Consider the following 21,117-nt stretch of genomic DNA (forward strand, 5'->3'; position numbering starts at 1 on the left):
ACCGTCTTCGTGTGCTGGGGGGTGACATGCGGTTCTGGATCACGATCGCGCTGACATTCGTGCTGTCCGCCGTCGGGCTGACCTACGAGATCGCCGCGGGCCGGGTGCTCGCCCCGTTCTTCGGCACCTCGCTGCTGACCTGGACGGCGGTCATCGCCACCGTGCTCGCCGGCTTCTCGCTCGGCAGCGCGCTGGGCGGTCTGATCGCCGAACGCGAGCGGCGGGCTGCGGCGGGGCTCGTGCGCATGGCGCTGGTGGCCACGGCGGTCCTGATGGCCCTGTCGCCGTCGGCGCTGGGGCTGGTCTACGCGATGGGCGCGCGGGGCACCGGCGGGATGCTGGTCAGCGTCTTCCTCGCCTTCTTCCCCGCGTCGGTCTGCGTCACGCTGCCTTCGCCGTTCCTGGCCAAGGCCGCCGTCGAGGCGCGGCCGGGGCGGGAGGGGTCGTCACTGGGGCTCGTGCTCGCGTCCGGGTCGTCAGGCGCCATCCTCGGCGCGATTCTTGCGGGCTTCGTCGCGCTGCCGCTGGCAGGATCGACGGCGACCTTCGCCGGGTGCGGTATCGTCGCGCTGCTCTGCATCTTCTTCGTGCGCGGGGGCCGGCCCGGCGGCGGGGCGCGGGCCGTCAAGTTGGGATCGGAGCCGCAGCCCGGCGTTGTAGTTGGCGCTGCGGCCTTCATCCTGTTCGCGGGCATCGCCGGGGGATCTACGTGCCGGTACGAATCCGGCCTGTCGTGCATCCATGTCGTGCGCGATGGCGACGAGGTCCGGCTTTACTCGGACGGCACGCTCCAGGCGGCCGAGCGGACCGTCGCGGAAGGCGATGCCGGAGCCTCGGGCGACCTCGCCCTGTCTTACACGCGGTGGCTTTGGGCGCGCCTCGATCGCGACCTCGGGCCGGCGCCCTCGGTCCTGTTCGTGGGCGGGGGCGGCTACACGCTGCCCACGAAGCTGCTCGAGTCGCGTCCGGCCGCGCGGGCGGTTTCGGTCGAGATCGACCCGCTCATCACGAGGGTGGTGGAGCAACATTTGCCGAACGCGGGCGACATGATCGAGCGCACCGGCCACGAAGTCGGCGGCGAGGGGGACGGTCGGCTCGGCATCGTGCACGCCGACGGTCGGGTCTTCCTGAACGGGACCGAACGCCGCTTCGACGCCGCCGTGATGGACGCGTTCTCCTCGGGCTCGGTCCCGGCGCACCTGGTCACGCGCGAAACCTACGAACGCCTCCGCACGATGGTGGACGGCCCTGTCTACGTGAACCTGATCGACACGCCCGACGGGCCGCTGGCCCGCGGCGTGCACGCGATCCTCACCGAACTCTACCCGCACGTCCGGGCGGTGCAGGGATCGTCGACGGAGGGCGGGCGGGTCAATATCCTGCTGGCGGCCTCGCGCGAGCCGCTGGCGGCCTTGGATGCACTCCCCGACGGCTACCGGCCCGTCAGCATTTCGCCGGCCCGCGCATTCACCGACGACCGCGGCTGGGTCGGTCATCGATAGGAGACACCGCGCCCCTGCATCACCGGGCGGCTTTGGCTGAAGGCGACAGCGCGCTACCCTTCGCGTGTCGCAGACAGGGACCACCCATGCACATTGCACGCCGTCTCGCCCTTCTCGTGGTCGTGCTCCTCCAGCCTGCGCAGGCGGCCGAGCGGGCGTGGCCCGAACTGGCGCTTGCGCCGCCGCCGTCGCGGCCAGCTGCGCCCGAGGCGCGCGTGCGGTGCACGGCGGACGGCGCGCACTGCATCCGGAGCGAGAGCTACCTGCGGGACGTCTGCCGGGTGATCGCAGCCGCGGCGGTGGCGCACGGGCTTGACACGGGCTTCTTCGCGCGGCTCTTGTGGCGTGAAAGCCTGTTCGACCCTTCCGCGGTCAGTCCGGCGGGGGCGGAGGGTATTGCGCAGTTCATGCCGGGCACCGCACGCCTGCGCGGCCTGGCCGACCCGTACAACCCGGCGGCGGCCACCTTCGCCTCGGCCGCCTATCTCGCCGATCTGGTGGCGGAGTTCGGCAATCTCGGGCTCGCGGCGGCGGCCTACAACGCCGGGGAAAACCGCGTCCGCGACTATCGCGCCGGCGAGCGGGGGCTGCCGGCGGAGACGCGGTCCTACGTGCTGGCGATCACCGGCCACAGCGGCAAGGCGTGGCGCGACGCGCCGCCGGATCGGGTGAATCTCGCCCTGTCCGAAGGGGACAGCTTTCCGCAGGCTTGTGAAGCCAAGGCGGGGACGCGCACCATCGCGGCCTTCCGGGCGCCGACGAGCCGACCGCCTCGGGGCGTCGTCGTGGCGGCCGCGCGGCAGCGTACGGCGGCCGAGACCTACGCCGAGCGGGTGCAGAGACGCCACGCGGCTCTTCTCGGGGAGCAGGACATCGCCTTCGTGAGCGGGAACATCAGCGGCGTGCCGGCAGCCCGCGTGACGGCGCAGGTTCCGTTCGCCGACCGGAACAGCGCGCTGGCATTCTGTCGGCGGATGAGAGCGGACGGCGGCTTCTGCCGCGTTCAGCGGAACTGAGGCGGCGCGGCAATGGGCTAGCTCTACACAATTTCCCTTCAAACGAGCGGGCCAAGCTCCGAAGCGGCAGGCGGGACCGCGCCGTCCCGCCTGCCGTATCGTTCGCCGGGCGGGATCACCCGGCGAACGATCTGGGCTGGCGTCGCCTGCATCGGGGCGCGGCATCGTGTTGATCCGCTGAACGCCCATTGAGGCGACTGCCATGGGGCGTCATTCCCGGAACAGGTCGTGCTCCACGCCGGCGGCTTCAAACAAATAGTCGCGGCTGGCCTCGAGATCCTGGCGCAGGCGCTCGACGTCATAGCCCACGAGCTGACCGCCCCACTTCTTCACCTGCCCGGCGACGAAGACGGTATCGACGTTGTTCCGCTCCATCAGCGTGACCACCGCGCCCGGCGCATGGTTTAGCGGGGCCACGTTGATCGCCTCGGCGTCGAGCAGGACGATGTCGGCCTCCTTGCCCGGGGTGAGGCTGCCGACCTTCGAGTTGAGCTTGAGCCCGCGCGCGCCCTCGAGCGTGGCGTGACGGATCGCGTCGATCGAGCGCATGAGGCCGGGGTAGGATTCACCGGCCAGCGCGCGCTCGTTGGCGAACATGCGCTGCAGGGTCATCATCGAGCGCATCTGCGTGAATGGATCGGCCGTCATGGTGCACTCGACGTCCGAGGACAGCGATGTGCTGATCCCGAGGTCCAGCGCCTTCTGGATCGGCGGCGTGCCGTGGCGCATCTGCATCTCGATCGGCACCGCAAGCGAGATGTGTGCGCCCGCGTCCGCCGCCGCCTGCCACGCCATGTCGGACATGCCGGTCATGTGGATGAAGATGTTGTCGTCCGAGAACATGCCGTCCTGGGCAAGCTGATCGAAGGTCGGCGCCATTCCGAAGGTGCCGACGACGTGCAGCGCGACGGGCAGGCCCAGCTCGCGGCCGATGCGCCAGCTTTCCTCCCAGCCGGGAAGGTAGATCTCGCCACCCATCACCATGGTCAGAAGCTGGTCGTCGGACGAGAACCACTGCTCGCGGATCCGGGCCGCGTCCTGCGGGTACTGGGCACGGTCGCCCCAGCCTTCGAAGTAGCCGAAGACGCCGCGGCGGCCCGCGTCGCGCATGCCCTCGATGGCGGCGTCGGAATGCTCTGGCGAGTGGTGGATCTGGCTGACGTCCATCACCGTGGTCACGCCCGCGTCAAGCTGGGCGATGCCGGCGAAGAGCTCGTTGATGTAGACGTCCTCTGGCCGGTAGACCATCGAGAACTTCTGCAGGATCGTGTCGTAGTAGTTGATCGCGTTGGCGGCGATGCCGTCGTCGACCAGGATCCCGTCGGCGAGGTAGCTTCGCAGCGCCGTCTCAAACTGGTGGTGGTGCGTGTCGATGAAGCCCGGCATGACGATCTTGCCGGTGGCGTCGACCACCACGGCATCCGGCGCCTCGATCTCGCGGGCGACCTCCACGATACGCGCCCCGTCGATCAGCACGTCGCCCACGGCCAGGTTGCCGACCGTGTCGTCCATCGACAGCACGACCCCGCCCTTGAGAAGCACGCGGCGGCCCGGCGTGTTCAGGCCTTCGGGCATCGAGCGGGCGGCAGTATCCTGCGCGCGGGCGTCACGCGCGCCAGCGAAGATCCCGGTGCTCGCCGCCGCGCCGGCAAGCGCACTGGTCTTCAGGAAATCCCGGCGGGTGGGGCAGGCGGCCGAGGCCTTCCCGCTCTTGCACAAACGGCACATCCCTCTCTCCTTTTTCGGTGTGCGAAAGATATTTCGAAGGCTACCGGAGATGTGGAGGAAGTCACGACCTTTCCGTGCGACTGGCCTGTGCGTGTGCGCAGGCTCAGAAGCCGCTGGAGCGCATCACGGAAGCCAGCATCGGGTAGCGGGCGAGGGTTTGGGTGATGCGGGAAGACGCTGCGCGGAGGTCCTGCAGCCGTTCCGCCACGAGCTGGTCTGGCGTGACCATGCCGGTGTAGCCCGACGAGTTGAGCGCCGCGACCGTGACGCCATCCGGTCCGCGGATCGGCACGGCGAGCGCGGTGATCCCGTAATCGAGCTGATCGACCGTCGTCGCGTAGGCGAGTTCGCGGACGCGATAGACGGCGCGCTTGAGCTCTTCCTTGTCGATGCAGGTCTTGTTGGTCAGGGCGCGCGGCCGGGCCATCTCGAAGAAGCGGTCGAGCTCGTCGTCAGGCAGCCCCGCGACCAGCACCCGGCCGAGCGAGGTGGCGAGGGCCGGATAACGGGCCCCGACCACGGCGGTGGCGCGCCGGGCGCGCTGCACCGAGTAATGGGCGATGTAGATCACATCCTCGCCGTCCAGCGTCGCGACCGAAGACGCGTCGCCGTGAAGCTCGACGAGCGAGCGCAGCTCGGGCTGGAGCAGCTCGTCGATGCGCGCCGAAAAGTAGAAGGAAGAGCCCAGGCTCATCACCTTCGGCGTCAGGTGGAACCGCTTGCCGACCTGCCCGACATAGCCGAGCGCCGTGAGGGTGATCAGGCTGCGCCGCGCCGCAGCGGGGGAGAGTCCCACTTCGCGCGCGACCTCGCTCAGCGTCATCTCGCTGTTGGCCGCGCCGAAGGCCTCGAGGATCGAGAGACCCTTGGCGAGGGCCTCGACGAACTCGGCCGGCTTCTTGGCTGGTTCAGGCTGGGTCGCGATGCCGTTCAACTCCTTCAGCCCTCCGGCGCCAGAACGAAGTCGAACTTGAACTTGGCGTCTGGCTGTTTCTCGAGGTGGTACTCGAGCTTGTCGGACTTCTTAACCGGCTCCACCTTCGCGATCAACGACTTGCGCACACCGAAAACGGCGTCGTTGTCGAGGTACTCGGTGTTCTCGAAGAAAACCTCGGTTGTGATGTCGCGCATGCCGGGCGCACGTACGATGTAGTGCAGGTGCGCTGCGCGCCAGGCATGGCGGTTCCCGGCGCGCAGGAGTTGTCCCACCGGACCGTCATAGGGCACGGTATAGGGCTTCGGCAGAACGGTGGTGTAGTAGTACTCGCCGTTCTCGTCCGTGGTGAACTTCCCGCGCAGGTCGTACTTGTCCTGGCCCTGTTCCTGCTCCTGGATCGGGTACGTGCCCGAGCCGTCCGCCTGCCACGTGTCCACGATCGCGCCGGGGATGGGCTTGTGCAGGATGTCGGTGACGCGGCCATGCACCAGGACGGTCGCGCCGTCGCGGTCCTGCGACAGGTCGGCGCCCAGTTTCATCTCGGGCGCGTCGTCCAGGTAGAAGGGCCCCAGGTTCGAGCCCTCGGTCGCGCCGCCGCGAGTGTTGAGCATGTCCACCAGGGCCGAAAGCCCCAGCACGTCCGAGAGCAGGATGTATTCGTGCCGCTCCGGCGTCGAGATCTTCCCGCAATCGTAGAGGAAGTTGAGCATGCCCATCCACTCGTCATGGGTCAGGTTCACCTCGCGCGTGTAGTCATGCAGGTGGTCGATGAACGTTTCGAGCAGGAACTTGAAGCGGCTGCCTTCCTCGGTCTGGAACGACTCCTTCACGGCCTCGGTGAGGTTGTACTGGTTCACGGTTCTCATGCTGTCCTCCTCCCGGATCAGAAACTTCCGATAAATCAGGCGCCTTCGCAGCGCAGCAACATTTCTTCTTGACGGGAAGCTAAAACGCTCAGTAGTTTTCGGCAAGAGTAAAAATGTTCGCACAGCGAAAACAACTGGAGGAAACCATGCGGATCGGGAAACAGGATCAGGCCCAGACGGCGATCGCCACGTCGGATGCCGACAGCATCACCGTGCGGGGGCGCGATCTGTGCGGCGACCTGATCGGCAAGCTCGACTTCACCACCTATTTCTGGCTGCTGGTGACGGGGCGGGAGCCGGACGAGAGGCAGCGCGCAATGATGGACGCCTGCCTGATCTCGATCGCCGAACACGGGCTCGTCCCGTCGGTGCAGGCCGCGCGGATGACGCTGGCCGCTGCCCCCGAAGCCTGGCAGGGCGCCATGTCGGCCGGCCTTCTCGGGATGGGGTCGGTCGTGGCCGGTTCTTCCGAGATCGCGGGCCGCTACATCGTCGAGGTGTTGCAGGACAGCCGCGACAAGGGCATCAGCCTCGACGACGCGGCGGTGCAAAGCCTCGAGGCGCTGAAGGCGCAGAAGAAGAAGGTCCCGGGGCTGGGCCATCCGCAGCATTCCTCGGGCGACCCGCGGGCGAACCGCCTGCTCGACATCGCGGACGAGCTGGGCGTGACGGGCGACCACATCCGCACGCTGCGGGTGCTGGCCGAGCACGCGCCGAAGATCATCAACCGCCCGCTGCCAATCAACGTGTCGGGCGCCATCCCCGCGACGATTCTGGACGCCGGCTGGCCGGTCGAGGCGCTCAAGGCGGTGCCGCTTCTGGCGCGCACGGCAGGACTTGCTGCGCACCTCTTCGAGGAAAGCCAGCGCTCGATCGGCTTCATCATGTCCCACCACGCCGACCTCGCCATCTCCTACGACGGAGAGGGAGCGCAGACGGCCGACCACAAGACCGCCTGAGGAGGCGATACATGAAGATCCTGAAGGATATCCGCGTCATCGAACTGGGCACCTACATCACCGGGCCCGCAGCCGGGATGCATCTGGCCGACCTGGGCGCCGACGTCATCAAGGTCGAGCGGCCGGGCACGGGCGACCCGTTCCGCGCCTTCAAAGGCGGTCTCTATTCGCCGCACTACCAGACCTACAACCGCAACAAGCGCTCGGTCGCGATCGACACGAAGGACCCGGACGAGCGGCAGGTGCTCTACGACCTCGTGGCGACGGCGGACGTGTTCATCCAGAACTTCCGCCCTGGCGTGGCCGAGCGTCTGGGCGTGGGCGAGGACGACCTGCGCAAGGTGAACCCGTCGATCATCTATTGCGCGATCTCCGGCTTCGGCACATCGGGGCCGTCGCGGGATCGGCCGGCCTATGACACCGTCGCGCAGGCGGCGAGCGGGTTCCTGCGGCTGGTGACGCCGCCCGAAAATCCGAGGGTGATCGGCCCGGCCATCGCCGACGCCATTACTGGCCAGTACGCGGCAATGGGCATCCTTGCCGCGCTACTCGAACGGTCGAAGACGGGCGAAGGGCATCGGCTGGACATTTCGATGCTCGAGGCGATGACGCATTTCAATCTCGACAGCTTCACCCACTACTTCAGCGTGGGGGAGGTGATGGGCCCGCTGTCGCGTCCGGTCGTCTCGCAGTCCTACACCTTCGAATGCTCCGACGGGAAATGGATCGCGATCCACATGTCTTCGCCCACGAAGTTCTGGGAGGGGCTGCTGAAGGCGACCGACCAGTGGCAACTCAACGACGATCCGCGCTTCAACGAGCGGCTGGAGCGCATCCAGCACCAGGACGAGTTGATCGAGCACTTCACGCCGATCTTCAAGCAGATGACGCGCGACGCGTGGTGCGAGAAGCTGCTCGCCGCCGAGGTGCCGCACTCGCCCGCCTATGACAGCGACGAGGCGCTCGAGGATCCGCAGGCGCAGCACCTCAATATCAAGGTCAGCACCAGCCACCCGGAGATGGGGGAGTGGACCACCGTGCGCGCGCCGTACTCGTTTGACGGCGAGCCGGACCTGGACGTTCTGCCGCCGCCGACGCTTGACGAGCACGGCGAGGAGATCCGCGGCGAGCTCAGGCGCCGGAAGGCGGGATGAGACGGGCAGGGGAGGAGACAATGTCAGAAGATAACAAGCCGACCGCGCTACCGGTCGCCGAGGTGAAGAAGGCGAGCGCGGCGATGCTGCAAAAGCAGCTCTACGCGATCTTCACGACACCGACCGACGGCATCGGGCCGATGCTCGAGAACATGCAAGATCACCTCGCCTTCCAGGTCGCGCTCGAGGAAGAGGGCGTGATGTACGCCGCCGGCCCGATGTGGACCGACGACGAACAGGAGTGGGAAGGCGAGGGCCTTGTCATCGTCCGCGCGGAAAGCCGCGCCGACGCAATAAAGATCGCCGAACGTGACCCCATGCATCAGCGGCAGGCCAGGTCGTTCCGCGTTCGTCCGTGGATGATCAACGAGGGAACGATCACAGTCCGGCTCGATAGCTCGACCCAGACCTTTGCAATTCTTTGAGAACCGATTGGGAGGAGAACCAATGAAACCGCTTCTCGGACTTACCGTCGCCGGCGCCGTGGCGCTTCCCGGTGCGCTTGCCGCCCAGGAGACGATCCCGCTGACAGTGGCCTCGAGCCACCCGACGACCATCCCCTGGGTCGGCATGATCCAGACGCACTTCATGGCAAAGATCGACGAGATCCTGGCCGAAACCGGGAACTACGAGATCGACTGGCAGGAAGCCTTCGGCGGCCAGCTTTACAAGGCCAACGCCACGCTGTCGTCGGTCGAGGACGGGATCACCGATATCGGCTGGGTTTTCTCGCTGCTCGAGGGCGGCCAGCTTCCGCTCAGCCAGATCGGCAGCTACACCCCGTTCGCCACGAACAACCCGCCGGTGCAGCTCGAGGTCATGCAGGAGCTGCTCGACACGAACGCGGCCTTCGCCGACGAGTGGGAGCAGTACAACGTCGTTGTGCTGGGCCTGACGGGAACCGACAGCTACGACATATACACCAAAGAGCCGATCGAGAGTTTCGAGGATCTCGAAGGGATGAAGATCTCGGCCCCCGGCGCCTTGGCGAACTGGCTGCGGGGCACGGGGGCGAACGCCGTCGACGGATCGCTGACGACCTTCTACACCGACATCCAGACCGGAGTGTCCGATGGCGTGCTGTCGCTTGCGCTGGGGGTGCTGCCGGCCAAGCTTTACGAGGTCGCTCCCTACGTCACGCAGGTGAACATGGGCGTCGCCTTCTCGGGCGCGATTGCGGCCAACCGCGATGTGTGGGACGGCCTGCCCGAGGAAGTGCAGAACGCCATGGTCGAGGCAGGCAATTACTATACCGAGGCGCACGGCCAGGACCTGCTTGAACGGCACGCCTTCGCGCTCGACAAGATCCAGGAGCTCGGGGCCGATCAGGATCCGCCGGTGACGCTGGCGGTGATGCCGGAAGAGACCCGTCAGGCCTGGGTCCAGGCGCTTCCCAATATCGCGGCCGAATGGGCCGAGGCGACGGGCCCCGAGGCGCCCGGCTTCCTCGACTCCTACATGGAGGGCTTGCGCGCGCGGGGCGAGGAGCCGCTGCGTGCCTGGGACGACGAACTCACGAACTGAGCGGAATCCGGACCTTATCCATGTCGACCTATCCGACAGACAGCACCGATGCCCCGCGACTGGGGCATCGGACACGCGGCGGCCAGATCGCCCGCGCCTGGGTGCGGCTCGTCGACGGGCTGTGCGCGCTCGGCACCGTGCTCATCGGCGTTCTGATGTTCATCATCTCGGCCGACGTGGTTGCGCGCAACCTGCTGGGCTCGTCCCTGCCGCTCGTGTCCGAGCTGGGGGCGCTGACGCTGGTCATGATCGTCTATCTGCAGCTCGCCGCGACCGTTCGGCACGACCGGTTGGCCCGAACGGACCTGTTCTTCACGCCTTTCAAGCTGAAGCGGCCGCGGGCCGGCGCCCTGCTGGGCGCGGCGTTCGACGCTGTGGCCGCGGCCGCGTTGGGGATGCTGGCCTGGTCGACGGTCGACATCATCGAGAAGGATTTCACGCGCGGCGAGTACATCGGCGTGACGGGCATCGCCACCCTGCCGACCTGGCCGTTCCGCGTCCTCATCTTCACCGGCATCGCCGTGGCCGCGATCCAGTGCGTCATCCAGGTGATCGCCGCCCTGCGCGCGCCCGGCGAAAAGAAAGGAGCCGACGCATGACCGGCATCGAAATCGGGGCCATCGCCATCGTTGCGCTCATCGTGCTCATCTATCTCGGCATGCCCATCGGGATCGGCATGCTTCTGGTCAGCTTCGGCGGCGTCGCCCTGATCCGCAACGATCTGGTGGCCTTTCGCATGGCGGGGCAGGTGGCCAACGACGCGCTGCGCGAGTACCTGTTCGCGGTCGTGCCGCTCTTCGTGCTGATGGGGCTGCTCGTCACCGCATCCGGGGTCGGAAAGGACACGTTCGACGTCTTCCAGCGGTTGCTCAACCGGGTGACGGCGGGTCTGGGCGTGGCAACCGTCTTCGCGAACGCCGTCTTCGCCTCCATCACCGGCATCTCGATCGCCTCCGCTTCGGTCTTTTCGCGCGTTGCGGTGCCCGAGATGACGCGGCATGGCTATGCCAAGGGCTTCGCAACCGGCGTTGTCGCCGGAAGCTCGGTCCTGGGAATGCTGATCCCGCCGTCGCTGCTGATGATCGTCTACGCGGTGCTGGCCGAGGAATCCGTTGGCCGCATGTTCCTGGCCGGTATCGGGCCGGGGCTGCTGCTGGCGCTGCTCTTCTCGCTCACGATCTTCCTGCTGGCCCGGTTCCGCAGCGGCTTCGTCTTCGACGACGCTGATAACAATGAGGCATACGAGGACATCCCGGTGCTCGCCGTCGTCCGGAAGGGCGTGCCGATCATTTCCCTGATCGTACTGGTGCTGGGCGGCCTCTACGCAGGGTTCCTGAACCCGACCGAAGCGGGGGCCGTCGGAGCGCTCGGGGCGCTGGTGATCGCGCTGCTGCGCCATACGCTTGACCGTCGCAGCTTCTGGAACCTGATGGTGGAAACGGGGCAGATCACCGTGTCCGTCCTGTTCCTGATCATGGCGGCGACGTTCTTCTCGCGCATGCTCGCGCTGTCGGGCCTGCCCAATGCGCTGGCCGACACTTTCCTGTCCGGGCCGATCGGGCCGTACGGCTTCCTCTTCGTCTTCCTGGCGCTGGTGATCGTCATGGGATGCCTGATCGACTCGATCTCGATCATGCTGATCCTGCTGCCGATTGCCCTGCCGATCGCAAATGCAGCCGGGTTTGACATGATCTGGTTCGGAGTGCTCACGGTCGTGGCCGTCGAGATCGGACTGCTCACGCCACCCTTCGGCCTGTCCGTCTATACCATCCGCTCGGCGATGAATGACTCGGACCTCGCCGTGGGCGACATCTTCCGAGGCGCGTTTCCGTTCGTGCTGACCATGATCCTGTCGCTCGTCGTGATCGTTGCCTTCCCGGGCATCGCCACCTACCTCGCCCGTCTCTGACCGCGAAAGTTCACATGACCAAGCTACTCTTCGTCTCCGGCAGCCTGCGCGCCGCCTCCTCCTCCACCGCCACCTGCCGCGCGTTCATCGAGGCCCTTGGCGCGCGGGCTGACTGCAACCTCGCAGAGATCGGGTCGCTTCCGCTCTACAACGCCGACCACGACGGCGGCGCGCCGGTGGCGGCGTGGAAGGATGCGGTCGAGGCGGCTGGCGGGCTCGTCTTCGTCACGCCGGAATACAACTACTCGGTGCCCGGCGTCCTGAAGAACGCGATCGACTGGGCTTCGCGTCCGGCCTACGAGTCTGTGTTCAAGGGCAAGCCGTGCCTCGTCGTTTCGGTCTCGGGCGGCGCTTTGGGCGGCGTGCGCGCGCAGTCGCACCTGAAGTACATCCTGCACGGCATGCTCGCCGACGTGTTCCCCTGCCAGGAGGTCGTGATCCCGCACGCGCCGAAGAAGGTCGAAAACGGGGTGCTGGCGGACGAGGCGGCGGTGTCGTTCGGCCTCCAGACGCTCGAAGCCTTCATCGGACGCGTCTCCGGCTGATCCAAGGGCTGCCGCGCATCCCGATGGCTGCGGCGCCGTCGCCGGACGCGCCAATTGAGCGGGATGTGCTTGGCCGAGCGCCTGTCGGTGTCCGAGCGCGCGTCATCTCTTACCCTGACGGCTACCGGACCGAGGTGCTCGAGCAGGCCGGCCGCTTCGCCTGACCCTGCGCCGGACTTCGCAGTTGTCCCCGCCGCGGGAACGCGCTTTACCTGTGCGCGAATACAAGCTGGAGGGGATATGCCCGACACGACACTGCTTCTGGCCATGCTTGCGCTGCTCATGGCCATCGGCGCCTTCGCGGGCGTTATCGCGGGACTTCTGGGCGTCGGGGGCGGCATCGTGCTGGTGCCGGCCTTCTACTACGCCTTCGCGAGCCTGGGCTACGAAAGCGCCTACCTGATGCAGATCTGCCTCGCCACGTCGTTGGCCACGATCATCGTGACCTCGCTGCGTTCGGTCGCGGGCCACCATCGCAAGGGGGCGGTCGACTGGACGATCCTGAAGGGCTGGGCGCCGGGCATCGCGGTGGGTGCGGTGCTGGGCGTGCTGGTGGCGGCGTCCCTGCGCTCGGTCGTGTTGCAGGGCATCTTCGGCGGCCTGGGCGTGGTCATCGGCCTCTACCTGACCTTCGGCCGGTCGCATTGGCGACTGGGTGACGCAATGCCGGGTCTGGGACCGCGGCTGGCGATGTCGCCCGCGGTCGGGTTCCTCTCGGTCCTCATGGGCATCGGCGGCGGCTCGTTCGGGGTGCCGCTGATGACGCTCTACAACACGCCGATTCACAGGGCGGTGGCGACGGCGGCGGGCTTCGGCGTGCTGATCGCTGTGCCCTCGGTCCTGGGCTTCTTCTTTGTCGAGATCCCGGACGAGGTGCGCCCGCCCCTGACGCTGGGCGCGGTCAACGCCGTGGCCTTCGCGGTGGTCATCGCGATGACCCTGATCACCGCGCCATGGGGCGTGAAGCTGGCGCATGCCACCGACGCCAAGCGGCTCAAGCGCATCTTCGGGGTGTTCCTGATCCTCGTCGCGCTCAATATGCTGCGCAAGGCCGCCGGGTTCTAGAACCCGGACCGCCAGGGGCGCGCGATCTTTCGTCGAAAGATCGCCGTCCCGATTTTTCGACAAAAAAACGGCGGCGTCAGCCGTTGCCGCGTGACCTGAGCCGCGCGGCGCGGCCGCCGCGTCGGGTCTTGAGCCGCTGCGCGCGCTCGGGCAGCGCCGCGACGAGGTCTGCGCGCTCGGCGTCGCTCATCCGCGACCAGGCCGCGATCTCGTCCAGGGTGCGGAAGCAGCCGGTGCATATCCGCTCGGTCGGGTGAACCACGCAGACCTTCACGCAAGGGCTCTGCATCTCGCCGCGTTTCCAGACGTCGTCGTTCACCGCGCGGCCCCCATGTGCCCCAGCCGATCCAGCGCGCCCTGCAGGATATAGGCGGCGGCCACGTGGTCGATCACCTCGCCCCGCCGCTTGCGCGAGGCGTCGGCCTCCAGCAGCGCCCGTTCGGCCGCCACGGTCGACAGCCGTTCGTCCCAGAACCCCAGCGGGATCGCTGTCAGCCGTTCGAGGTTTCGGGCGAAGGCGCGGGTGGACTGGCAGCGCGGCCCTTCCGAGCCGTCCATGTTGCGCGGCAGTCCCAGCACGATGCCACCGATGGTGCGCGCCTCGGCGATCTCGAGCAGCCGCGCCGCGTCCAGCGTGAACTTCTTGCGTTTCACCGTTTCCAGCGGCGAGGCGACCGAGCGCAGGCCGTCGGACACGGCCACGCCTATGGTCTTGGTGCCCAGGTCCAGCCCCATGAGCGCGCGCATCGGGGGCAGGGCGGCGGCGAAGCCGGAGAAGTCTTCGCAGATCATTCGGCCACCCCGGCCTGGCGTGCCGCGGCGCGGATCGTCTCGACCGCTTCGGGGCTTCCCGCGAAGACCTGCTGCGCCTCTTCCCAGATGGCGCGGGCGCGGCCGGTTTCGCCCAGCACGCCGTAGGCGCCGACCAGCCGCGCCCAATCCTCGGGCGGTCCGCCTTCGCTCGCCAGCCGCTCGGCCAGGCCCGAAACCATGCCGCGGATCATCTCGCCGCGCTCCTCGATGCTCATCTGCCCGGCGGCCTCGACGTCGGCGGCGCTGGGGCCACGCGCGGGGGCGGGCGGGTCGTAGCGGACGCCGGCCAACTGCGCGAGCTGCCCGATCTGCGCGCGCACCGGCTCGATCCAAGGCGCCGTTTCCGGCCCCTCTTCGAGCAGACCGCGCCAAATGCGGAACGCGAGGTCCGGCCGCCCCACCTGCGCCTGCATGAGGCCCAGGTAGTACCGCGCCCGCCCCGAGCGCGGGTCGAGCTGCAGCGCGCGCGTCAGCGCCTGTTCCGCCTCGGGCGAGACATAGCCGCCGGCGGCCAGCACCATGTACTCGGCCAGGTCGTTATAGGCCGAGGCCCGGGCGTCCGCACCCTCGAGCTCGATCACCCGTTCCTGCGCGTCGGCGGCGGCGGCGAAGTTGCCCAGCCCCGCCTCGTTACGCGCGAGCAGCCGGAAGCCCTGCACGTCGTCGGTCCGTGTCTCGAGCGCCGCGCGCAGTTCGTCCATCATGTCGAGGAACGCGGGATCCACCTCGGGCCGGGGCAGGGCGGCCACGCCGCCCGCGGCGCGCGTCTCGGCGTCCTCCTGCGAGGGACGGGCCTCACGCGCCTGCTCGGCTTGCGCGATGCGTTCGCGCAGCGGCAGGTCGGGATAGCCCGGCGCGCCCAGCCTCATGTAAAGCGCAAGGCCCCCGCCGATCACCGCCAGCGCGACGGCCACGGCTGCGGTGAGCGTCAGCCAGCGCGGCGCCGTGCCAGCCGCCCGCCGCGCCCGCGCGGCGCGGTCGGCCTCGAGCAGTCGGCGCGAGACCTCGACCCGCACGCGCGCGGCCTCGTCCCTGGTCAGGACGCCTCGATCGACGTCGCGCTCGACCTCGGCCAGCTGGTCGCGATAGACACGGACGTCGCTGTCGGCGTCCGTGCTCGCCTCCGCGTCCTGCTCCCCGCGCAGAAGCGCGAGCCCCACCAGCGCCGTGGCGAGCCCCGCCAGACCGATCGCCGTTAGCCAGAATATCATGCGTTCCCTCGCGATTGCGCCGCGCCTCCGTGCTTACCGCGCCCTCCGCCCGGGCGAAAGGTCCGCGCGGCCCGCGGGCCAAGGTGTCGCGGGGCGATGTCGCTTATCGCTCCCGGTGCGACGGTCGCGGCCTTGTGCGGGCCCCTCGGCTGCTGCCAAAAGGCGACGGAAGGGCCCGGTGACGGGCCGGGTCAGGGGAATCGTGCCGATGCAGCGCTACTCCGTCTTCGCCCTCGCGCGGCAGGCGTTCAGGAACCACGAGGGGTGGGAGAGGGCCTGGCGTTCGCCCGAGCCCAAGCGCCGCTACGACACCATCATCGTCGGCGCGGGCGGCCACGGGCTGGCCACCGCGTACTGGCTGGGACGGAACTTCGGCATCACCAACGTCGCGGTGATCGAGAAGGGCTGGCTGGGCGGAGGCAATACGGGGCGGAACACCACTATCATCCGGTCGAACTACCTCCAGGACGCCTCGGCCGGGATCTATGAAAAGTCCCGCTCGCTCTACGAGACGATGAGCCAGGACCTGAACTACAACGTCATGTACTCCCCCCGCGGTGTCATGATGCTGGCCCAGACCGAGCACGAGGTCCGAGGCTATCGCCGCACCGCGCACGCCAACGCCCTGCAGGGTGTCGAGACCCAGTTTGTGGGACCCGAACGCGTCAAGGAGCTCTGCCCGATCATCAACATCGAGGGGCCGCGCTACCCGGTGCTCGGTGCACTGTGGCAGCCCCGCGCGGGCACGGCGCGTCACGACGCGGTGGCGTGGGGCTACGCGCGCGCATGCTCGGACATGGGCATGGACATCATCCAGAAGTGCGAGGTTACCGGCGTCCGCTCCGAAGGCGGAAAAGTCACTGGCGTCTCCACGACGAAGGGCGAGATCGATTGCGACCGGCTGGGCATCGTGGTGGCCGGCAATTCGGGCGTGCTGGCCGACATGGCGGGCTTCCGGCTGCCGATCGAGAGCGTCGCGCTGCAGGCGCTGGTCTCAGAGCCGATCAAGCCCTGCATGGACGTGGTGGTGATGGCCAACACCGTTCATGGCTACATGAGCCAGTCCGACAAGGGCGAGATGGTCATCGGCGGCGGCGCGGACGGCTACAACAACTACACCCAGCGCGGTTCGTTCCACCACATCGAGGAAACGGTGCGGGCGCTGGTCGAGACCTTCCCGATGATCTCGCGCCTCAAGATGCTGCGGCAATGGGGCGGGATCGTGGACATGACCGGCGACCGCTCGCCCATCATCTCGAAGACGCCGCTCGAGGGGTGCTACATCAATGCGGGCTGGGGCACCGGCGGATTCAAGGCGATCCCGGGCTCGGGCTGGGCGATGGCCGAGTTGATGGCGAAGGGCCACTCGCCGCTGGCCGACGACTTCTCGCTGGACCGCTTCCGCGAGGGTCGCTTCATCGACGAAAGCGTCGCGGCCGGGGTGGCGCATTGATCCGGCTCCATCGCCAGTCCGGATGTGGCGGGCCGGATCGGGCCTCCGATCCGCAGGGATCGTCCGGTTTCGCGTCCGGGCCGACGGCCGGGACAGTGCCCGCCGCGTTCTTCATGACGCGCGCGTCTCGCCGGTCAACTGGCCACCCCCTGTCCTCCGGTGCTCCCCGCGGCCAGGGGCGCATCCTGCCCTGTTACATCCGCTCACGATCCGGAGCGCACTGGAACGGCGACGCGCGCGCACCAGTTTTCCCGGTAACTCCATACTGGGAAAGGCAAACGCCATGCACAGGAACATCTTCACCATCGGCGCGATCATCGCGGTCGTCCTCTTGGTGCTCGCCGCAATCAACTTCTACATCTCCGCCGAAACCGAGGTCGAGGATGCGCGCGCCGCGCCCGTCGACCTGTCCGCCCCTGCGTGACGCGCGGTCCCTCCGTGCGTCCCCCCTTCCGGAGCGCACGGCATGCTGATCCTTCACTGCCCGAATTGCGGCGTCGACGCCGACGAAACCGAACTCGCCCCCGGCGGCGAGGCGCACCTGACGCGGGAGGGCCCCGGTTCCTCGGACGAGGAGTTCGAGCAGTATCTCTTCCTCCGCGAGAACCCGCGCGGCGTTCATTTCGAGCGCTGGCGGCACGCGATGGGCTGCGGCAAGTGGTTCCACGCGGCGCGCTGCACCACGACGATGGAGGTCTTCGGGACCTATCCCGCCCAGACGTCCGAGCCGCCGCAGGAGATCCGCGACCGCATCTCTGACCGCCGCCCGGGCTGGCGGTGGAGGGAACTCTCCTGATGCTTCCTCTTGCTCGAAATACTCCCGCCGGAGGCTCCGGCGGCTCCACCACGACGAAGGCGCGCACATGAGCACTCGACTGGCCACCGGCGGCCGCCTGCTGAACCGCCGCAAGCAGGTTGGCTTCACCTTCAACGGCCGCCGCCTGACCGGCTTCGAGGGCGACACGCTCGCCTCGGCGCTGCTGGCGCAGGGGCAGGCGTTGATGGGCCGCTCGTTCAAGTACCATCGCCCGCGCGGCGTGGTGGCGAGCGGATCGGAAGAGCCCAACGCGCTGATGAACCTGGGCCGCGGCGGGCGGTTCGAGCCCAACCAGCGCGCCACGACCACCGAGCTGTTCGACGGGCTGGAAGCAAGCTCCCAGAACCACTGGCCCAGCCTCGACTTCGACGTGGGCGAGATCAACGCCAGCCTGTCGCGCTTCCTGCCGGCGGGTTTCTACTACAAGACGTTCATCCACCCGCGCCCGTTCTGGAAACACGTCTACGAACCCTTCATCCGTCGCTCCGCCGGTCTGGGCAAGGCGCCGAAGGACCGGGATGTGGACCGCTACGAGCACTTCAACATCCGCACGGATGTAGTTGTTATCGGAGGCGGAATCGCCGGACTTCAGGCGGCGCTCACGGTCGCGCGGTCGGGCGCCGAGGTGCTGCTGATCGAGCAGGCCGCGCACTGGGGCGGCCGCGCGCCGGTGGATGGAGCGGTGATCGACGGCAGGCCCGCCGATGAATGGATCGCGGGCGCCGTGGCCGAGCTGGAGGGGATGGAGAACGTCCGCCTGCGCCTGCGCACCATGGGCTCGGGTGTCTACGACCACGGCTACATGCTGGCTTACGAGCGCGTCGCGGACCACACGCTGGGCGACGACCGCCCGCGCCACCGGCTCTGGCGCATACGTGCGCGGCAGATCGTGACGGCGACCGGCGCCATCGAGCGGCCTTTGGCCTTCGCGGGCAACGACGTGCCGGGCGTGATGCTGGCCTCGGCGGTGCGGGACTACGTGGCGAACTGGGCCGTCTCGCCAGGTGACCGCACGGTGATCGTGACGAACAACGACGACGCCTACCGCACCGCGCTCGCGCTCAAGGCGGCGGGGCTGGAGGTGCCGGCGATCCTCGACGCGCGTCCCTCCGTCTCGGGCGGGCTGGTCGAAGAGGCGCGCAAGATCGGCATCCGTGTCGAGCAGGGGCGCGGCGTGGCGAAGGTCCTGGGCCGCAAGCGGGTGGAGGGCGTCGCCGTCTGCTCGCAATCGGGCGAAGGCGCGGTGCTGGAGGAGATCCCGTGCGAAGCGGTCGCCATGTCCGGCGGCTGGTCTCCGGTCGTGCACCTCTGGTCGCATTGCGGCGGCAGGCTGCGCTGGGACGACAGCCTGTGCCACTTCCGCCCCGATGCCGACAAGGCGCCCACCGGAGCGGACGGGCAGCCGGTCGCGGTCGTCGTCGGCGCGGCGAACGGCGAGTTGCACACCGGCGAGATCCTGCGCGACGCGGCCGAAGGCGGGGCCACGGCCGCCCGCCGCCTGGGCCGCGAGGTCGAGCCGCAGGCAGCGAGCGCCGAGGCCGAGCACGCCAATCCGATGGCGCCGGTCTGGGTGATGCCGCAGGGCGCGGGGCACGACCTGCGCGCGAAGATGTGGCTCGATTTCCAGAACGACGTGAAGGTGACGGACGTCCAGCTCGCCGCGCGCGAGGGGTTCGAGAGCGTCGAGCACGCCAAGCGATACACCACGCTGGGCATGGCGACGGATCAGGGAAAACTCAGCAACATCAACGGACTCGCCGTCCTTGCTCACACCCTGAACGAAGACATCCCGCAGGTCGGCACGACGACCTTCCGCCCGCCCTACACCCCGATCTCGATGGGCTCCATCGCTGGGGAGGCGCGCGGCGAGCTCTTCCAGCCGGTCCGCCGCACGCCGATGCACGACTGGCACGAAGGCAACGGCGCGACGTGGGAGCCGGTAGGTCACTGGCGCCGCCCTTACGCCTATCCGCGCCCGGGCGAGAGCGTGCACGATGCCGTTCAGCGCGAGGTGAAGACCACGCGCGACAGCGTCGGCTTGCTCGACGCCTCGACGCTGGGCAAGATCGTGGTCAAGGGGCCGGACGCGGGCCGCTTCCTCGACATGCTCTACACCAACATGATGAGCACGCTGAAGGTCGGCCGCTGCCGCTACGGGCTGATGTGCTCGGAGAACGGGTTTCTCATGGACGACGGCGTGGTGGCGCGGCTGAGCGAGGATACGTGGCTCTGCCACACCACGACCGGGGGCGCCGATCGCATCCACGCCCACATGGAGGAGTGGCTTCAGACCGAGTGGTGGGGCTGGAAGGTCTACACGGCCAATCTGACCGAGCAATACGCGCAGATCGGCGTCGTCGGCCCCAAGGCGCGGGCGGTTCTGGAAAAGCTGGGCGGGATGGACATCTCCGCCGACAACTTCAAGTTCATGGACTGGGCCGATGGCGAGCTTGCCGGCATCCCGGCGCGGGTCTTCCGTATCTCGTTCTCGGGCGAACTGAGCTTCGAGGTCGCCGTTCCGGCGTCTCGCGGGCGCGAGTTCTGGGACCTGTGCCTCGACGCCGGGCGCGAGTTCGGCATCGCCCCCTACGGCACCGAGGCGCTGCACATCATGCGGGCCGAGAAGGGCTTCATCATGATCGGGGACGAAACCGACGGCACGGTGATCCCGCAGGACCTCGGGCTGGACTGGGCGATCTCGAAGAAGAAGGACGACTACATCGGCAAGCGCGCACAGCAGCGCGAGCACATGGCGCGGCCCGACCGGTGGAAGCTCGTGGGGTTGGAGACGCTGGACGGCTCCACCCTGCCCGACGGCGCCTATGCGGTGGCCGAGGGGACGAATGCAAACGGTCAGCGGATCACGCAGGGGCGCGTGACCTCGACCTACCACTCGCCGACGCTGGGGCGCGGCATCGCGATGGGGCTGGTGCTGCACGGGCCCGACCGGATGGGTGAGGTCCTGGATTTTCCGAAGGTGGACGGCACGGTCGTGCAGGCGCGCATCGTGGACCCGGTGTTCTTCGACAAGGACGGGGAGAAGCAGAATGTCTGAGCCGGTGAGCGCGTTGCGCGGCGAAAGCTACGACGGCCACATCCGGGTCGAGGAGGCGGGCCTGCGCGGCATGATCACGGTGCGCGGCGACCTGTCGTCCGAGGCCGTCGCCCGCGCCGTGGGCGAGGTGTCGGGCGTCGAAGTGCCCGGGCCGAATGCGGCGAATGCGTCCGACGCGCGCGGCCTTTGCTGGATGTCGCCGGACGAGTTGCTGCTGCTGGTGCCCCATGCCGAGGCGGGCGAGACCTTGCGCCGCCTGTCCGACGCTCTGGCGGGCGAGCACGCGCTGGTGGTGGATGTCTCGGATGCGCGGGCGACGTTCCGGCTGACGGGCGCTCCGGTGCGCGAGGTGCTGGCCAAACTCACGCCGGCGGACGTGTCGCCGGGCGTCTTCGAATTGGGCGCGTTCCGCCGCACGCGCTTGGCGCAGGTGCCGGCGGCGATCTGGATGCGGGACGCGCAGACGGCCGAGGTGGTCTGCTTCCGCTCGGTCGCCCGCTACATGTTCGACCTGCTGGCGACCGCCGCGCGGCCGGGGGGCGAGGTCGGATATTTCTGACGCG

At 68.4% G+C, this 21,117-nt stretch carries 21 protein-coding genes; 15 read left to right on the forward strand and 6 right to left on the reverse strand.

Going from position 1 to position 21,117, the window contains the following annotated elements:
- Positions 1 to 26: 26 nt before the first annotated feature.
- Together BM162_RS06695 and BM162_RS06700 are read left to right on the forward strand one after the other, a co-directional pair.
- A complete protein-coding gene (locus tag BM162_RS06695) occupies positions 27 to 1,502 on the forward strand; it encodes a fused MFS/spermidine synthase (RefSeq protein ID WP_177215087.1) in 1,476 nt (491 codons plus the stop codon).
- A gap of 86 nt (positions 1,503 to 1,588) precedes the next feature.
- Positions 1,589 to 2,518, forward strand: a complete 930-nt coding sequence (locus BM162_RS06700) for a lytic transglycosylase domain-containing protein (RefSeq protein WP_093419546.1) — start codon at positions 1,589 to 1,591, stop codon at positions 2,516 to 2,518.
- A 210-nt stretch (positions 2,519 to 2,728) separates the two neighbouring features.
- Here BM162_RS06700 and BM162_RS06705 read toward each other — a convergent pair whose 3' ends face one another.
- From BM162_RS06705 to BM162_RS06715, 3 genes are all read right to left on the reverse strand, one after another.
- Positions 2,729 to 4,246, reverse strand: a complete 1,518-nt coding sequence (locus BM162_RS06705) for an amidohydrolase family protein (protein ID WP_093419549.1) — start codon at positions 4,244 to 4,246, stop codon at positions 2,729 to 2,731.
- Between the two features lie 103 nt (positions 4,247 to 4,349).
- A complete protein-coding gene (locus BM162_RS06710) occupies positions 4,350 to 5,180 on the reverse strand; it encodes an IclR family transcriptional regulator domain-containing protein (RefSeq protein ID WP_245759189.1) in 831 nt (276 codons plus the stop codon).
- Between the two features lie 5 nt (positions 5,181 to 5,185).
- Complete coding sequence (locus tag BM162_RS06715; protein WP_093419551.1) at positions 5,186 to 6,049, reverse strand: dioxygenase family protein; 864 nt, start codon at positions 6,047 to 6,049, stop codon at positions 5,186 to 5,188.
- 146 nt (positions 6,050 to 6,195) lie between these two features.
- Here BM162_RS06715 and BM162_RS06720 point away from each other — a divergent pair, with 146 nt between their 5' ends.
- The 8 genes from BM162_RS06720 to BM162_RS06755 all read left to right on the forward strand — a co-directional run bounded on the left by BM162_RS06720 (position 6,196) and on the right by BM162_RS06755 (position 13,205).
- The gene (locus BM162_RS06720) at positions 6,196 to 7,008 is read left to right on the forward strand and encodes a citryl-CoA lyase (protein ID WP_093420026.1); all 813 of its coding nucleotides are present in this window, start codon (positions 6,196 to 6,198) and stop codon (positions 7,006 to 7,008) included.
- 11 nt (positions 7,009 to 7,019) lie between these two features.
- A complete protein-coding gene (locus BM162_RS06725) occupies positions 7,020 to 8,162 on the forward strand; it encodes a CaiB/BaiF CoA transferase family protein (RefSeq protein WP_093419554.1) in 1,143 nt (380 codons plus the stop codon).
- A gap of 20 nt (positions 8,163 to 8,182) precedes the next feature.
- A complete protein-coding gene (locus BM162_RS06730; protein WP_093419557.1) occupies positions 8,183 to 8,587 on the forward strand; it encodes a YciI family protein in 405 nt (134 codons plus the stop codon).
- Between the two features lie 22 nt (positions 8,588 to 8,609).
- The gene (locus BM162_RS06735) at positions 8,610 to 9,686 is read left to right on the forward strand and encodes a C4-dicarboxylate TRAP transporter substrate-binding protein (protein ID WP_093419560.1); all 1,077 of its coding nucleotides are present in this window, start codon (positions 8,610 to 8,612) and stop codon (positions 9,684 to 9,686) included.
- Positions 9,687 to 9,706: 20 nt separating this feature from the next.
- Positions 9,707 to 10,285 (forward strand): TRAP transporter small permease subunit, encoded by a 579-nt coding sequence (locus BM162_RS06740; RefSeq protein ID WP_093419563.1) that lies wholly within the window; start codon positions 9,707 to 9,709, stop codon positions 10,283 to 10,285.
- Positions 10,282 to 11,595, forward strand: a complete 1,314-nt coding sequence (locus BM162_RS06745; RefSeq protein WP_093419565.1) for a TRAP transporter large permease — start codon at positions 10,282 to 10,284, stop codon at positions 11,593 to 11,595. Before BM162_RS06740 ends, BM162_RS06745 begins: the two co-directional genes overlap by 4 nt.
- A gap of 14 nt (positions 11,596 to 11,609) precedes the next feature.
- Entirely contained in the window at positions 11,610 to 12,140 is a 531-nt protein-coding gene (locus tag BM162_RS06750; protein ID WP_093419568.1) for an NADPH-dependent FMN reductase, read from the forward strand.
- A 240-nt stretch (positions 12,141 to 12,380) separates the two neighbouring features.
- Positions 12,381 to 13,205: a sulfite exporter TauE/SafE family protein gene (locus BM162_RS06755; protein ID WP_093419570.1), complete on the forward strand. Its 825-nt coding sequence runs from the start codon at positions 12,381 to 12,383 to the stop codon at positions 13,203 to 13,205.
- 76 nt (positions 13,206 to 13,281) lie between these two features.
- Here BM162_RS06755 and BM162_RS06760 read toward each other — a convergent pair whose 3' ends face one another.
- The 3 genes from BM162_RS06760 to ccmI are packed head-to-tail and all read right to left on the reverse strand — an operon-like array spanning position 13,282 to position 15,229.
- The gene (locus BM162_RS06760; RefSeq protein ID WP_093419573.1) at positions 13,282 to 13,524 is read right to left on the reverse strand and encodes a DUF1289 domain-containing protein; all 243 of its coding nucleotides are present in this window, start codon (positions 13,522 to 13,524) and stop codon (positions 13,282 to 13,284) included.
- Positions 13,521 to 13,997, reverse strand: coding sequence for a Holliday junction resolvase RuvX (gene ruvX / locus BM162_RS06765; RefSeq protein WP_093419576.1), 477 nt, complete (start codon positions 13,995 to 13,997; stop codon positions 13,521 to 13,523). Before ruvX ends, BM162_RS06760 begins: the two co-directional genes overlap by 4 nt.
- Positions 13,994 to 15,229, reverse strand: coding sequence for a c-type cytochrome biogenesis protein CcmI (ccmI, locus tag BM162_RS06770; protein ID WP_093419579.1), 1,236 nt, complete (start codon positions 15,227 to 15,229; stop codon positions 13,994 to 13,996). The genes ruvX and ccmI overlap by 4 nt, the downstream gene beginning before the upstream one ends.
- 208 nt (positions 15,230 to 15,437) lie before the next feature.
- Between ccmI and BM162_RS06775 the strand changes: the two genes are divergently transcribed.
- The 5 genes from BM162_RS06775 to BM162_RS06790 all read left to right on the forward strand — a co-directional run bounded on the left by BM162_RS06775 (position 15,438) and on the right by BM162_RS06790 (position 21,113).
- Entirely contained in the window at positions 15,438 to 16,682 is a 1,245-nt protein-coding gene (locus tag BM162_RS06775; RefSeq protein ID WP_093419581.1) for a sarcosine oxidase subunit beta family protein, read from the forward strand.
- 283 nt (positions 16,683 to 16,965) lie between these two features.
- Positions 16,966 to 17,106: a hypothetical protein gene (locus BM162_RS22730; protein WP_177215088.1), complete on the forward strand. Its 141-nt coding sequence runs from the start codon at positions 16,966 to 16,968 to the stop codon at positions 17,104 to 17,106.
- 42 nt (positions 17,107 to 17,148) lie between these two features.
- Complete coding sequence (locus BM162_RS06780) at positions 17,149 to 17,478, forward strand: sarcosine oxidase subunit delta (protein ID WP_093419584.1); 330 nt, start codon at positions 17,149 to 17,151, stop codon at positions 17,476 to 17,478.
- A gap of 67 nt (positions 17,479 to 17,545) precedes the next feature.
- Positions 17,546 to 20,554, forward strand: a complete 3,009-nt coding sequence (locus BM162_RS06785) for a sarcosine oxidase subunit alpha family protein (RefSeq protein ID WP_093419587.1) — start codon at positions 17,546 to 17,548, stop codon at positions 20,552 to 20,554.
- Positions 20,547 to 21,113 (forward strand): sarcosine oxidase subunit gamma, encoded by a 567-nt coding sequence (locus BM162_RS06790; RefSeq protein WP_093419589.1) that lies wholly within the window; start codon positions 20,547 to 20,549, stop codon positions 21,111 to 21,113. The genes BM162_RS06785 and BM162_RS06790 overlap by 8 nt, the downstream gene beginning before the upstream one ends.
- The last annotated feature ends 4 nt before the right edge of the window (positions 21,114 to 21,117 follow it).

This window comes from Tranquillimonas alkanivorans, assembly GCF_900115595.1.
Classification (GTDB): domain Bacteria; phylum Pseudomonadota; class Alphaproteobacteria; order Rhodobacterales; family Rhodobacteraceae; genus Tranquillimonas; species Tranquillimonas alkanivorans.

Coding starts and splice junctions, on each gene's coding strand:
- BM162_RS06695 (WP_177215087.1), top strand. CDS start 27: ATGCGGTTCTGGATCACGATCGCGCTGACATTCGTGCTGTCCGCCGTC.
- BM162_RS06700 (WP_093419546.1), top strand. CDS start 1,589: ATGCACATTGCACGCCGTCTCGCCCTTCTCGTGGTCGTGCTCCTCCAG.
- BM162_RS06705 (WP_093419549.1), bottom strand. CDS start 4,246: ATGTGCCGTTTGTGCAAGAGCGGGAAGGCCTCGGCCGCCTGCCCCACC.
- BM162_RS06715 (WP_093419551.1), bottom strand. CDS start 6,049: ATGAGAACCGTGAACCAGTACAACCTCACCGAGGCCGTGAAGGAGTCG.
- BM162_RS06720 (WP_093420026.1), top strand. CDS start 6,196: ATGCGGATCGGGAAACAGGATCAGGCCCAGACGGCGATCGCCACGTCG.
- BM162_RS06725 (WP_093419554.1), top strand. CDS start 7,020: ATGAAGATCCTGAAGGATATCCGCGTCATCGAACTGGGCACCTACATC.
- BM162_RS06730 (WP_093419557.1), top strand. CDS start 8,183: ATGTCAGAAGATAACAAGCCGACCGCGCTACCGGTCGCCGAGGTGAAG.
- BM162_RS06735 (WP_093419560.1), top strand. CDS start 8,610: ATGAAACCGCTTCTCGGACTTACCGTCGCCGGCGCCGTGGCGCTTCCC.
- BM162_RS06740 (WP_093419563.1), top strand. CDS start 9,707: ATGTCGACCTATCCGACAGACAGCACCGATGCCCCGCGACTGGGGCAT.
- BM162_RS06745 (WP_093419565.1), top strand. CDS start 10,282: ATGACCGGCATCGAAATCGGGGCCATCGCCATCGTTGCGCTCATCGTG.
- BM162_RS06750 (WP_093419568.1), top strand. CDS start 11,610: ATGACCAAGCTACTCTTCGTCTCCGGCAGCCTGCGCGCCGCCTCCTCC.
- BM162_RS06755 (WP_093419570.1), top strand. CDS start 12,381: ATGCCCGACACGACACTGCTTCTGGCCATGCTTGCGCTGCTCATGGCC.
- ruvX (WP_093419576.1), bottom strand. CDS start 13,997: ATGATCTGCGAAGACTTCTCCGGCTTCGCCGCCGCCCTGCCCCCGATG.
- ccmI (WP_093419579.1), bottom strand. CDS start 15,229: ATGATATTCTGGCTAACGGCGATCGGTCTGGCGGGGCTCGCCACGGCG.
- BM162_RS06775 (WP_093419581.1), top strand. CDS start 15,438: ATGCAGCGCTACTCCGTCTTCGCCCTCGCGCGGCAGGCGTTCAGGAAC.
- BM162_RS22730 (WP_177215088.1), top strand. CDS start 16,966: ATGCACAGGAACATCTTCACCATCGGCGCGATCATCGCGGTCGTCCTC.
- BM162_RS06780 (WP_093419584.1), top strand. CDS start 17,149: ATGCTGATCCTTCACTGCCCGAATTGCGGCGTCGACGCCGACGAAACC.
- BM162_RS06785 (WP_093419587.1), top strand. CDS start 17,546: ATGAGCACTCGACTGGCCACCGGCGGCCGCCTGCTGAACCGCCGCAAG.
- BM162_RS06790 (WP_093419589.1), top strand. CDS start 20,547: ATGTCTGAGCCGGTGAGCGCGTTGCGCGGCGAAAGCTACGACGGCCAC.